General features: G+C 43.1%; 12 protein-coding genes. 9 read left to right on the forward strand and 3 right to left on the reverse strand.

All coding sequences use genetic code 11. The features are described 5' to 3' along the window. Nucleotides 1-41: 41 nt before the first annotated feature. Nucleotides 42-308 (forward strand): hypothetical protein, encoded by a 267-nt coding sequence (locus H513_RS0104840; protein ID WP_026799712.1) that lies wholly within the window; start codon nt 42-44, stop codon nt 306-308. Between the two features lie 32 nt (nt 309-340). Here H513_RS0104840 and H513_RS19610 read toward each other — a convergent pair whose 3' ends face one another. After that, nucleotides 341-823 (reverse strand): YtxH domain-containing protein, encoded by a 483-nt coding sequence (locus tag H513_RS19610; RefSeq protein ID WP_051239680.1) that lies wholly within the window; start codon nt 821-823, stop codon nt 341-343. Nucleotides 824-917: 94 nt separating this feature from the next. Beyond that, the gene (locus tag H513_RS0104850; RefSeq protein ID WP_026799713.1) at nt 918-1,562 is read right to left on the reverse strand and encodes a glycoside hydrolase family 25 domain-containing protein; all 645 of its coding nucleotides are present in this window, start codon (nt 1,560-1,562) and stop codon (nt 918-920) included. A gap of 226 nt (nt 1,563-1,788) precedes the next feature. Here H513_RS0104850 and H513_RS0104855 point away from each other — a divergent pair, with 226 nt between their 5' ends. Then, nucleotides 1,789-3,108 (forward strand): short-chain fatty acid transporter, encoded by a 1,320-nt coding sequence (locus H513_RS0104855; protein WP_026799714.1) that lies wholly within the window; start codon nt 1,789-1,791, stop codon nt 3,106-3,108. A gap of 34 nt (nt 3,109-3,142) precedes the next feature. Here the strand turns inward: H513_RS0104855 and H513_RS0104860 are convergent, their stop codons facing one another. Next, complete coding sequence (locus H513_RS0104860; RefSeq protein ID WP_026799715.1) at nt 3,143-4,876, reverse strand: Rqc2 family fibronectin-binding protein; 1,734 nt, start codon at nt 4,874-4,876, stop codon at nt 3,143-3,145. A gap of 149 nt (nt 4,877-5,025) precedes the next feature. Between H513_RS0104860 and H513_RS0104865 the strand changes: the two genes are divergently transcribed. The 7 genes from H513_RS0104865 (at nt 5,026) to coaBC (ending at nt 12,738) form a co-directional block, all read left to right on the forward strand. Continuing rightward, nucleotides 5,026-7,683: a calcium-translocating P-type ATPase, SERCA-type gene (locus H513_RS0104865; RefSeq protein WP_036769300.1), complete on the forward strand. Its 2,658-nt coding sequence runs from the start codon at nt 5,026-5,028 to the stop codon at nt 7,681-7,683. 150 nt (nt 7,684-7,833) lie between these two features. Continuing rightward, the gene (locus tag H513_RS0104870; protein ID WP_026799717.1) at nt 7,834-9,132 is read left to right on the forward strand and encodes an NCS2 family permease; all 1,299 of its coding nucleotides are present in this window, start codon (nt 7,834-7,836) and stop codon (nt 9,130-9,132) included. Between the two features lie 296 nt (nt 9,133-9,428). After that, nucleotides 9,429-10,292: a YicC/YloC family endoribonuclease gene (locus tag H513_RS0104875; protein WP_036769359.1), complete on the forward strand. Its 864-nt coding sequence runs from the start codon at nt 9,429-9,431 to the stop codon at nt 10,290-10,292. An 80-nt stretch (nt 10,293-10,372) separates the two neighbouring features. Beyond that, complete coding sequence (gene remA / locus H513_RS0104880; RefSeq protein WP_026799719.1) at nt 10,373-10,636, forward strand: extracellular matrix/biofilm regulator RemA; 264 nt, start codon at nt 10,373-10,375, stop codon at nt 10,634-10,636. 10 nt (nt 10,637-10,646) lie between these two features. Further along, nucleotides 10,647-11,267 carry a guanylate kinase gene (gene gmk, locus H513_RS0104885; protein WP_026799720.1) on the forward strand — a complete coding sequence of 207 codons (621 nt, stop codon included), beginning with the start codon at nt 10,647-10,649 and terminating at the stop codon, nt 11,265-11,267. After that, entirely contained in the window at nt 11,264-11,476 is a 213-nt protein-coding gene (gene rpoZ / locus H513_RS0104890) for a DNA-directed RNA polymerase subunit omega (RefSeq protein ID WP_081658181.1), read from the forward strand. The genes gmk and rpoZ overlap by 4 nt, the downstream gene beginning before the upstream one ends. A 59-nt stretch (nt 11,477-11,535) precedes the next feature. After that, nucleotides 11,536-12,738, forward strand: a complete 1,203-nt coding sequence (gene coaBC / locus H513_RS0104895; RefSeq protein WP_026799722.1) for a bifunctional phosphopantothenoylcysteine decarboxylase/phosphopantothenate--cysteine ligase CoaBC — start codon at nt 11,536-11,538, stop codon at nt 12,736-12,738. The last annotated feature ends 2 nt before the right edge of the window (nt 12,739-12,740 follow it).

The following is a 12,740-nucleotide window of genomic DNA, read 5'->3' on the forward strand; positions in this document are numbered from 1 at the left end:
ACAATTCTTTCAAGAGACACTTTACAGAAAGTGGGGGTTGTATGTCGTTTAAGAGACAATCGATTATTCTCGCGGGTAATGCCGTACTCGGATTATTGACGTGTTATTTGTATCTTTATTTCTGGCTTTTGTTTAGTTTCGGAGAATCGTTTCTGAACGTGAAAGCAGCGAGTAGCTTGATTATTGCGGTTGTTGTGATGGTGGCCTTTAACTTTGTAGCCATTCCGAAACAATCACGATACTGGATTCAGGCAATTGCCACATTTATTGGAACGATTATAGTCTTCATCTTATTCTTTCAATTATAAACGGAGAGGCAGTTCTAGCCTCTCCGTTTTTATTAGCGTTCTTGTATGGAAGTTGTTTTGGCAACGGGTTGGTTACCGTTCGTTTCTCCTTCATCTGACTGGGTTAATTCTTCTTTGGCATCCTTTAATTTCTGCCCAGCTTCTTGTAGGTCCTCACCAATACCTTTCGTAGCTGAAAGCGCCTCTTTCGAATCTTGTTCCACGTCATTCACCTTCTCAGCAATCTCACCCGTTGTTTTCTCATAGACAGTTTGGAAGTCTTCAACAGCTTCTTTCACTGTTTCAGTGGCTCCTTGAACTCGGTTAACCAGTTCATCTTTCATTCCCTGTGGGTCTTCTTTAACCTCTTTCGCAAACTGGCCAACTGTTTCCTTCGCGCGATTGCTTCGTTCTTGTACTTTCGTGCGGGTAGGGCGGTCCAATAAAGCAACAGCTCCTCCGACAGCCGCTCCTATTAGCATTCCTCGTACGAGCTTACTATTTGATTTCGTTTCACGATTTGTTTGTTGTTGCATGGGAATCCCTCCGTTGGTTTATACAAGTTCTTACTATTGATTACCTCAGAAGGGGAGAGCTTAAACTAGTTTCCTAGCGAATAATTCGGTGACTTTATAATAATTCAAGTAATCGAGTACTCATAAGGTCTGTATGAATCGGACAAGCATTCCCGTCACGCCCATATTGCCACACCCATACGTTTCCTTGGCAATTTGGTTTGATAGGTCGAAATTTAGGCGCTTTACGTAAAGAAGTAACACCTAGATTTGGATCAGCGCTCCACAGAAAGGACTGTTCTTGGATGCTCTTTTCTTTCGACACAGCTTTGCAATACGCGTTTGTGAAATTCTCGTTCTTCAAGTCATAATAGAAGCCTGCTTCGTAATCTGTATTGTCCATGGCATCCACATAGCCTCTAATCCACGCCTCATTAATACCCTGGAGGCCTTTCATGTAGGCAAAGAGAGGGGCACCTTTTTGAATCATAAATCGTTTAGCATGAAAGGCTGCGTTCTGAGCAATGACCCGACCCTGCCGGTAGCCTGTTGCAGTGGTGAAGTGATTGTAAATGGGCAATACCTTCGTATCGCCTTCTTGAAGCAACTGAATCTCTTTGATGGAAAGCCCTTCTGACTCTCCGGGTACGCTCGTTAAGAATCTTCCCCAATAGGCTGGCTTTCCGTAGTGTTTCGAGACACAGTTATAGAGTTCTTTCGTGACAACTTGTTCGGAGTCGACCCCCCATGCATATCTCATTTCGTGCACCTCTCCCTGTTTCATTAGTCTACTTATATATATTCAAAGTGTAGAAGGTGTGACAAAAGCTCATCTCTTTCATATTAAAGGACAGATAGGTGGAAATGAGTATTCCTGTTTAATCCATCATTCGTTTCTTTATGGTGGACTGTTTATGAATAATTCACCTTGACAAGACGTACATGTGTAATGTAAGCGTTTTATCACGAGGGAGGGGTACATGTTGATTAAGGGGACCATTCATTTTAGTAACCGATTGATGCAGCGTTATTTGCCAGATCCATTTGTTTTTGTTTTACTTCTAACGTTTGTCGTTTTTATCTTGGGGTTAGTCGTCACACCTAGCTCTCCGCTTGATATGGTGACGTATTGGGGGGACGGGTTTTTTGATTTATTAACCTTTGCGATGCAAATGGTGTTGGTCTTAGTGACCGGTTATGTGTTAGCAAGTAGTCCATTCTTTCAACGGGTACTAGGTTTCTTAGGGAGTAAAGCAAAGACGAAAGGACAAGCAATCGTTTTTGTCACACTCATTTCGTTACTGGCTAGCTTTATCAACTGGGGGTTTGGGATTGTCATAGGGGCGCTGTTTGCAAAGGAACTAGCTAAACGTGTGACTGGGGTGGATTATCGTTTGTTAATGGCTAGTGCGTATTCAGGTTTCATCGTCTGGCATGGAGGAATCTCTGGTTCTATTCCGCTTACGATTGCGACAGATGGGCACTTTAGTCAAGATTCGATTGGAATTATACCGACATCAGAAACAATCTTCTCTTTCTTTAATCTTGCAATTGTACTTGCGATATTTATTATCTTGCCATTGTTAAACCGTTTCATGATGCCAGATTCAACTTCCACGGTTACAGTTAAAGCGGACCAATTAAGAGAAGAAAGACAGATAACTCCAACAGGTTCTCCGACAACACCTTCTGAACGATTGGAACAAAGTAGAGTCCTTGCTATTCTAATGGGACTATTAGGTATCGTCTTTCTCATCTATTATTTTATTTCAAACGGGTTTCAACTAAACTTGAACATTGTTAATTTCTTGTTCTTATTTCTAGGAATCTTGTTTCATGGGACAGCTCGTAGCTTTATCGATTCAGTAGGAGACGCGGTTCGGGGTGCAGGTGGAATCATCATTCAGTTCCCTTTCTATGCAGGTATAATGGGGATGATGGTGGCATCGGGATTAGCGGTTGAGATGTCAGGGTGGTTTGTCTCTATCTCAAACCAGTGGACGTTCCCGTTCTTTACATTTATTAGTGCAGGCATTGTAAACTTCTTCGTCCCTTCAGGAGGAGGGCAATGGGCTGTTCAAGCACCTATCGTTATTGAAGCTGCTAAGGAATTAGGTGTATCGATTCCGAAAGCGGCCATGGCCGTAGCATGGGGTGACGCATGGACGAACTTAATTCAACCGTTCTGGGCACTTCCAGCATTAGCGATAGCTGGACTTAAAGCAAAGGACATCCTAGGATTTTGTATCATTACGCTTCTCGTCACAGGGGTTGTCATTGGAGTTGGACTAACTTTCCTCGGGTAACTTCATGAACCAATATGAAGAAAAAGAGACGAACTCAATCGAGTTCGTCTCTTTCTTTCGTCGTATTTCCTTTTAACTCTCGTACAACGGATTCCTGTGGGGTAACGAATACGGTTTTTTGCTGGTCATAGGTTACAAAACCAGGTTTCGCTCCGCTAGGTTTCTTCACGTGTTTGATTAATGTGTAATCAACCGGAACAGAAGATGAGGCTTTAGACTTACTGTAGTAAGCAGCCAATTGTGCGGCTTCTAGGAGCGTGTCTTCACTCGGTGTGCTGTCCCTAATCACAACGTGTGAACCAGGAATATCTTTCGTATGAAGCCATGTATCGTCACGATTTGCAAGCTTCATTGTGACGTACTCATTTTGTTTGTTGTTCTTCCCAACAAGAATGGTTGTGCCGTCAGATGACATGAACACATCGGGAGCAGGTTTTGTAGGCTTCTTCTTCTTCTTAGCTTCCGTGCGTTGCTTCAAATATCCACCTTCACGTAGTTCTTCGCGAATTTCTTCAATATCTTCTAGGCGAGCACTGTCCACTTGTTGAATTAAATTGTCAAAGTAAAGGATTTCACGTTCTGCTTTCTCAATTTCCTGAGTGACAATCTCTTTTGATTTCTTTAACTTGTGGTACGTCTGGAATAGACTTTGTGCATTTTCGCTCGGCGTCTTGTTCGGATTTAATTCAATCGTAATCGTTGATTGTTCTGGATCGTAATAGTCAATAACATCAACGGATGAATCACCTTGTTTCACGAGGTGCATATGCGCTGTTAACAGTTCGCCTTCCTTCTGGTAGGTGTCTCTTTCTTCAGCCTTTTTCAGCGTATCATAATGCTTTTGAATTTTTCGTTCGTTTTTGTTTCGTTCGTTCTTTAGAAAGCGAGCTAAATCGCCTGCTTGCTGCTTGACACGGTCTCGCTCTGCTTTACCAGAGTAATAATTGTCTAGCATTTCGCTTACCGTGGAATAGTGCTCCGTCTCTTCTTGTTTAGATGTCAACGGAATGACGTAGAATCGTTCCTTTTGCCCCTTTAATATATGGGGGGAGAAGTCTGTTTTAAGCAGCTTCTGGCGAATGGATTCGTACGCATCTTTAATTGAGTCAGCACCGCCTAGTTTGGCGAGATGGGTGATCTCCTGTGTAATGATAGGGGAGAAGCCCATACATACGTCTAAGATTTGTTTATCCATTTTCCCGCTATTGAAGTCAAGCTTACGAATTAAGTCCTCACCGGTTAAATGAAGCGGGTTTAACTTATCTTGACTAGGTGGGAGCTTATACGTATGACCTGGAAGAAGCGTACGGTACGTATTCTGAGAGGGGGAAATGTGTTTGATGCTATCTAGAATCATGTTTCTTTCTTCATCGATTAGCGAGATGTTGCTGTGTTTCCCCATAATTTCAACGTATAAGACTTTCTTTGTCTCATCTCCAATTTCATCCTTACTTCTTACGTGGATTTTAATAATTCGTTCCATTTCTACTTGCTCGATGGAATCGATGAATCCACCAATTAAGTGCTTACGAAGCAACATGGTGAACATTGGAGGTTCCTTTGGATTGGCGTAACGGTCTTCCGTCACATGCATTCTCCCGTAAGACGGGTGCGCAGATACGAGTAAGCTATGATTTTTGCCTTGACTCCGTATCGTAAAGATTAATTCTGTTTGAGTTGGTTGATGTATTTTCATTATTCTACCGGGGATTAGTGTTTCGTGTAATTCAGTGGAAACGGCCCGGGTGACAACGCCATCAAATGACATTGAAATCACCTCACAATGCTCCTAGTATAGCATATGTTCTTAAGGCTATGCGAAGTAAAACGCTAGTAGAGTCACCCTCTCTTCCGTTCTAAAGATGGACAAGTTCGAATAGGTATGAACAAGAGACTTGGAGTGGAGGAGAGTGTGCTGTGAAGTGGTATCAATATCAAACAGATAGCCTGGCAAGAAAGCTTGCTGTCAATATGAAACAAGGTTTAACCGAGCAACAAGCGGCAGAACGATTGCGTAAGTTCGGTCCGAACGTATTAGAAGAAGGGCAGCAAGTGAAATGGTACATGCTCTTGTTCAGGCAATTTCAAGATTTCATGGTGCTTGTGCTATTAGCCGCTACCCTTGTATCTGGCTTACTTGGGGAGTACATCGATGCTATAGCCATCATGGCAATCGTGCTTGTGAATGGAATACTAGGCTTCTTTCAAGAACGAAAGGCAGAGAAATCCCTGTCAAAGTTAAAAGAACTATCGGCTCCTGTTGCCTATTGCTTGAGGGGGAATGAATGGAAGAAAACGCCTTCTAGTGAGTTGGTTGTGGGAGACGTTGTGAAAGTCTCAAGTGGAGATCGGATTAGCGCAGACCTAAGACTTGTGGAAGTCAGAGGACTCGAAGTTGAGGAATCTGCGTTAACTGGAGAGTCATTGCCTGTTGCCAAGAACAATCAGCCTCTATCAGAGGAACACGTGGAACTTGGAGACCAGTCTAATATGGCGTTCACCGGGACACTTGTGACCCGAGGAAATGGAATCGGTGTTGTGGTCGGCACAGGAATGGACACAGCAATGGGTCAAATCGCTTCCATGCTCGTATCTACAGAACGAATCCCAACGCCACTTGAGCGGAAGCTTGAGGAATTAGGGAAGATCTTGATTGTTACTGCTTTACTTCTAACGCTATTTGTCGTAGTCATTGGTGTGTTACAAGGTCATCCTATTTATCAAATGTTCTTAGCAGGAGTGTCGTTGGCTGTTGCGGCCATACCAGAGGGCTTGCCAGCCATTGTCACCGTAGCCCTGTCACTCGGAGTCCAGCGAATGATTAAGAAGAAAGCTATTGTACGTAAACTCTCTGCTGTCGAGACGCTTGGCTGCGCCTCTGTGATTTGTTCTGACAAAACGGGTACGATGACGGAGAACCAAATGACTGTTAAGCACATCTTTACGATGGATGATGCATTGTATGTGACGGGGGAAGGATACGATGTATCTGGATCGTTTTTCGATAATGGAAATGAAATCGAATTAAGTCAACTTCCTGACGTACGGAACATGTTGTTATATGGAAACTTGTGCAACCATGCGAAGTTAGTAAAGAAAGACGATGCGTTCGCACTAGATGGAGACCCGACAGAAGGGGCGATTGTTGTAGCCGGAAGGAAGGCTCGGATAGATGAACAGACGTTATCTGGCTGGACAATTATCCATGAGATTCCATTCGACTCAGATCGAAAGCGGATGACAGTTGTTGTAGAAGATAATCATGGCAAGCGGCTCTCTATTACGAAAGGCGCTCCTGATGTCTTGCTGCCAAGGACAAGTATGGTTAAAACGGTGGCTCGAGTAAAGCCGATGCAGAAGAAAGAGGAGCAGGCGATAAGTTCGTCGATTTCCTCTATGGCTGATGAGGCATTAAGGACCATTGCGATTTGCTACAAGCCACTGTCAAATACGGAAGACTTTACCGATTATACACTTGAGAAAGACCTTATATTTGCAGGGGTAGTCGGAATGATCGACCCTCCTCGTAAAGAAGTGAAGGCGGCCATTTCGGAATGTCGCGCTGCAGGTATTAAAACGGTGATGATTACAGGAGATCATGCGAAGACTGCTGAAGCCATTGCCAAACAGCTTGAGCTTATACCAGATAAGGGACTTGTGATGGAAGGCAGTCAAGTCTCCAACTTATCAGATGATCAGCTTGATGATCTTATTGATGATATTTATGTCTTCGCTCGTGTAACCCCGCAACATAAGCTAAAGATTGTCCAATCATTCCAGCGGAAGGGGCACGTAGTGGCGATGACGGGGGACGGGGTCAATGATGCCCCTGCTATAAAAGCGAGTGACATTGGAGTTTCTATGGGAAGAAGCGGAACGGATGTCGCGAAAGAGTCCTCCTCACTCATCTTACTGGATGATAACTTTGCTACGATTAAAGCAGCGATTCATGAAGGACGAAATATCTATGACAACATCCGAAAGTTTATTCGGTACTTGCTTGCTTCGAATGTTGGTGAGATCTTAGTCATGTTGTTTGCGATGCTGCTTGCGTTGCCGTTGCCGCTTGTGCCAGTTCAAATCTTATGGGTGAACCTTGTGACGGATGGACTACCAGCAATGGCACTAGGTCTAGACCAATCAGAAGGTGATGTGTTGAAGCGAGCACCGCGTAAGCCGACGGAAGGCATCTTCTCAAGAGGTTTAGGATTTAAGATTATTTCTAGAGGGATCTTAATTGGGATTGTGACGTTAATGGCATTTATTTGGGCGTATGATGGGACGACGGAAGGACTTGTATATGCTCAAACGGTTGCCTTTAGCACATTAGTCATGGCCCAGCTGATTCACGTGTTTGACTGTAGAAGCGAGAAATCCGTTTTCTCGAGAAACCCGTTCCAGAACCTTTATCTGGTCGGAGCAGTCGTCTCGTCTGTCTTGTTATTGCTTGTTGTCCTTTACTATGAACCGCTTCAGCCTGTGTTCCATACAACCGATCTAGTACTGTACGATTGGGGTATGATTTTAGCTTTGAGTGCGGTGCCAACGCTGTTTTTTGGGTTTACAAAGAAGTAAAAGACGAACATTATTTTGAAACCACTCGTGATTTTGGGTGGTTTTTTATTTTTTTACGAACAATTTGAGAAAAAGTGTTGAAATCAAAAATAAAAACGAATATTATAAGACTTGGCTTTCATAATTATTCGTAAAAGTTGGTGTTCATAGATGAATCAGTTCTTTCAACTCACAAAAAACAATACAAATACACGAACGGAAGTCGTTGCCGGCTTCACGACATTCTTGTCGATGGTGTATATTATCGTCGTCAATCCCGGAATTTTATCCGCAGCAGGTGTACCATTTGATCAAGTCTTCATGGCCACAATCATTAGTGCGATTGTAGGAACACTAATCATGGGTCTACTAGCAAACTATCCAATTGCCATCGCGCCTGGTATGGGCTTGAATGTGTACTTTACAACTACCGTAGCCAAGTACGGATTTGGATACGAAGTTATCTTTGGAGCGGTCTTCCTAGCAGGGTTACTCTTTATTGTGCTAAGTTTAACGTCGTTTCGAGAGAAATTGATTGAAGCCATACCTGATTCACTTAAGTACGGAATTTCATCAGGTATTGGATTGTTTATCACATTTGTTGGTTTAGAAATGGGAGGAATCCTCGCACCGAGTGAAGAAGGATTAATTGGGGATTTATCAACCTCCACAGCCACCCTTACGTTAATTGGCTTAGGAATTACATTGGTTTTACTTGCACGTAACGTGAAAGGCGCATTGTTTATTGGGATGATTCTGACAGCGCTCGTAGCTTATTTCTTTACAGGTGACCTTACCTTTAAAGAAGGGACATCATTTGTGGATCTACCACCTATGCCTGTGTTCTTTGATATGAACTTAGGATTGGTGTTAACGAATATCGTGACAGAAGGATTATATATTGTCATTTTTGCATTTTTACTTGTAACAATCTTTGATACGACTGGCACCATAATTGGTGTAGCGGAACAAGCGGGATACATGAAGGATGGGAAGTTGCCGAATGCAAAGCCTGCATTGTTAGCAGATGCAGTTGCAACATCAGTAGGTGCAACATTTGGTACGAGCCCCTCAACCGCCTATATTGAGTCGACTACAGGTGTAGCGGCTGGTGGGAGAACCGGTTTAACTTCTGTTGTTGTAGCGTCCTTATTCTTTGTCAGTATGTTCTTCTCAGGGATTATTCAAGCAATTGCGAATGTCCCATCGATTACGGCTCCTGTACTCATTATTGTTGGGTGCTTTATGATTGAGAACCTATCTCGAATTGACTGGAAGACGTTTGACGAGTCATTCCCAGCGTTCGCAATCTTGCTTGCTATGCCGCTTACTTCAAGCATTGCAGAGGGAATTGCAATTGGATTTATTACTTACCCTCTCTTGAAACTAGTTAGTGGGAAAGGCAAAGAGGTCCATTGGTTGCTCTATCTGTTCGCCGTTATTTTCGCTGTTTACCTTATATTCTTATAAGCTCCGTAACTGCGAACCACACCTCGCAGTTACGTTAGCCTAGGCATCGTTTTTAACGATGCCTTTTTCTATTTGAAGGTATTGGTTCTCGTTTACAAGAGAATTAGCATTCAGGTTAAGCTTAGTTTACATAGGTCAAGAAAAGGTAGAGTCCGCTTGTTAGGTTAGACAATCGTTTTGTTGCTTGAGGTTTCTTTTTTCCACTCTTTTTAACCGTTTCGTGATAAAATGAATGAAGTGCAACAGCTTTGGTTACAACGAAGGTATAGATAGGTGTGGTGCATGTGCTAAAAAGCATGACGGGATATGGTCGAGGAGTAAAAGAGATGGATGGTGCGAAGGTCACTGTTGAGATTCGGAGCGTTAACCATCGTTTCTTTGAAGCATCCATTAAAGCGTCTAAGTCCATTCTTTATTTAGAAGACGAAATCAAGCAACGATTAAAGTCGGTACTCTCTAGAGGGAGAATTGACGTGTACATCACAATCGAAGGGGATTTCGAGCAAGGGAATGAGCTAGAGGCCCGTTTTGATTTGATGGATCAATATATTAAGTCTTTACAAATAGCGAAAGGTCGATATAACCTAGTAGGGGACATTTCCATTCAAGACGTAACTCGTTTATCCTCATTATTCGTTGTTCATGAGCGTGAAGAGTGGTCGAACTTTGAAACAATCATACTCGAAAGCTTAGAACAGGCAATGGTTGAATTAGTGGACATGCGACGAAGAGAAGGTGAATCCATTCACCGTGACTTCTCAGGAAGGCTCTATTCCTTGGGTGAACTACTTATGGACCTTGAGTCAAGACGTGAAGTTGCCGTTGAAGAAACGAGGGAATCGATTCGCTCTCGCTTAGCTGACTATGTCAAAGAGGTCGTTCAAGACGAAGCGCGGCTGTTACAAGAGGTTGCCTTGTTAGCTGAAAAAGGGGACATTGCGGAAGAAATAACGAGAATGTTTAGTCATCTTGAACAATTTAAGACGCTGATGGACGTAAATGAACCAGTAGGACGGCGATTGGATTTCATCATTCAAGAAATGCACCGTGAAGTGAACACAATCGGCTCTAAAGCAAACGATGTAAAGATTGGTGAATGGACCATTCAGCTAAAGAGCATCGTAGAAAAATTAAAAGAACAAACGCAAAATGTTGAATAAACATTGAGTTTTCGATAGGATTTTTCATATACTTAATATATTGATTGATTTTGGGTCATGACATAAAGGGGGAGCCATGTTTGAGCTTACGTCTGATTAACATAGGATTTGGGAACGTTGTCTCAGCGAACCGAATCATTTCAATTGTATCACCAGAATCTGCGCCTATTAAGCGCATTATCACGGTAGCTCGTGATAACAACAAGCTGGTCGATGCTACATATGGCCGACGAACTCGTGCGGTCATTATAACTGACAGTGATCATGTGGTGTTGTCAGCCGTTCAACCAGAAACGGTCGGCGGACGCGTAATCAGCCACGATGATTTATCTGACGAAGGGTAGGAGCTTTACTGTGATTGATAAGAAAGGGATTTTATTTATCCTCTCTGGACCGTCCGGTGTCGGAAAGGGAACTGTTCGTAAGTCTTTATTCGAGAAGGATACGGACTTGAAATACTCCATCTCCATGACGACTAGACCTCCTCGCGAAGGTGAAGTAGACGGTGTAGATTACTTCTTTAAGACGAAAGAAGACTTTGAACAGATGATTGCGGATAAAGGCATGATTGAATATGCGCAATATGTGGGAAACTATTATGGAACACCGAAAGCATACGTAGAAGAGCAGCTCGAGGCTGGAAATGATGTATTTCTAGAAATCGAAGTTCAAGGTGCGCTTCAGGTGAAGGAGAACTTCCCAGAAGGTGTATTTGTATTCTTGATTCCACCAAGTCTTGAAGATTTAAAGAACCGTATCATTAATCGTGGGACGGAAACGGAAGATTTAGTTCATTCCAGACTTCAAGCAGCCAAAGAAGAAATTGAAATGATGGATTATTATGATTACGTTGTAGTTAACGATCAAGTTGATCGAGCTGTACAAACGGTTCAATCTATCGTTAAAAGTGAACATTGCAAACGCGAACGCGTTGCATTTGAATATAAGAAAGCATTGGAGCGTGATGAGAAATGATGCTAGAACCATCTATCGACTCATTGTTAAAGAACATTAATTCGAAATACACTCTTGTAACATTGTCTGCGCGTCGTGCACGACAAATTCAAGATGAGAGTCCACTATTGCTTGAGCGGACAAACTCTCCTAAATATGTTGGCCAGGCGCTAGAAGAGATTTACGAAGGAAAACTTCACTATTCTCTAGATGAGGATGCATTAAAATAACAACCTATTCAGGTTGTTATTTTTGTTTGTCATTCAGTTTTTGAAGGGAGACGATTCCGTTGTTAACAGGCAAGAATGTTATTTTAGGAGTATCAGGCGGGATTGCCGCTTATAAAGCGAGTGCGTTAACGAGTAAGCTTGTGCAAGCAGGTGCAAATGTAACGGTAATGATGACGGAGAGCGCAACTCAGTTTGTCTCCCCCTTAACCTTTCAGGCATTATCAAGAAACCCGGTCTATACAGATACCTTTGATGAGAAGATTCCTGAACAAATCTCTCACATCGATGTGGCGGACTGGGCGGATTTGATTGTCCTCGCTCCTGCGACCGCCAACTTAGTCGGAAAGCTTGCGAATGGAATTGCCGATGACATGTTGACGACAACGTTGCTTGCTTCTGAAGCACCTGTATATGTAGCCCCTGCAATGAACGTACACATGTATGCTCACCCTGCCGTACAAGCGAATTTGAAACGTCTTGAATCGTTTGGTTACAAATTTATTGAGCCAGGAGAAGGTTACCTTGCTTGTGGATATGTCGGGAAAGGACGATTGGAAGAGCCGCTGACAATCGTACGAGTTCTAGAAGAACAAGAAAGTAAAGAACAACCGTTAGTCGGGAAGCATGTACTCATTACAGCTGGTCCAACCCAAGAGAGTGTGGATCCTGTTAGGTTCTTTACAAATCATTCCTCTGGAAAGATGGGGTACGCCATTGCTCGTCAAGCCGCTGACTTAGGTGCCTCTGTTACATTAGTGTCTGGGCCAGTTTCACTTGACACGCCTCCTGGTGTCAAGCGGATAGATGTTGTCTCGGCTGAAGATATGTATGAAGCTGTTCTAAATGAAATGGAAAGCGCTGATGTCATTATTAAAGCAGCGGCTGTCGCGGATTACCGTCCAAAGGAAACGTACTCTTCAAAAATGAAGAAACAAGAGGGGCCACTTACCCTTCAATTTGAACGTACGAAAGACATTCTAAAAGAGGTAGGTAAGCGAAGAAGAGAAGGGCAATTTATTGTTGGCTTTGCTGCTGAAACAGACGAACCTGTCCGATACGGGCAAGAGAAAATGGAGCGTAAACGTCTCGATGCCATCGTAGTCAATGACATTTCAGCTGAAGGGGCCGGCTTCAAAGGCGACACAAACGTTGTTACTTATTTGAACCGTAATGGAAAACAAGAAGCCTACCCATTGTTAACGAAAGACGATGTGGCAAGGCGTCTATTGCTTTCAATCGCTACCGACTTAAAGGGTGAATAATT

The organism is Pontibacillus halophilus JSM 076056 = DSM 19796 (assembly GCF_000425205.1).
Taxonomy (GTDB): Bacteria; Bacillota; Bacilli; order Bacillales; family BH030062; genus Pontibacillus_A; species Pontibacillus_A halophilus.

Excerpts from the sequence above, each read along its gene's own strand:
- H513_RS0104840 (WP_026799712.1), top strand. The coding sequence starts at position 42 with ATGTCGTTTAAGAGACAATCGATTATTCTCGCGGGTAATGCCGTACTC.
- H513_RS19610 (WP_051239680.1), bottom strand. The coding sequence starts at position 823 with ATGCAACAACAAACAAATCGTGAAACGAAATCAAATAGTAAGCTCGTA.
- H513_RS0104850 (WP_026799713.1), bottom strand. The coding sequence starts at position 1,562 with ATGAGATATGCATGGGGGGTCGACTCCGAACAAGTTGTCACGAAAGAA.
- H513_RS0104860 (WP_026799715.1), bottom strand. The coding sequence starts at position 4,876 with ATGTCATTTGATGGCGTTGTCACCCGGGCCGTTTCCACTGAATTACAC.
- H513_RS0104870 (WP_026799717.1), top strand. The coding sequence starts at position 7,834 with ATGAATCAGTTCTTTCAACTCACAAAAAACAATACAAATACACGAACG.
- H513_RS0104875 (WP_036769359.1), top strand. The coding sequence starts at position 9,429 with ATGACGGGATATGGTCGAGGAGTAAAAGAGATGGATGGTGCGAAGGTC.
- rpoZ (WP_081658181.1), top strand. The coding sequence starts at position 11,264 with ATGATGCTAGAACCATCTATCGACTCATTGTTAAAGAACATTAATTCG.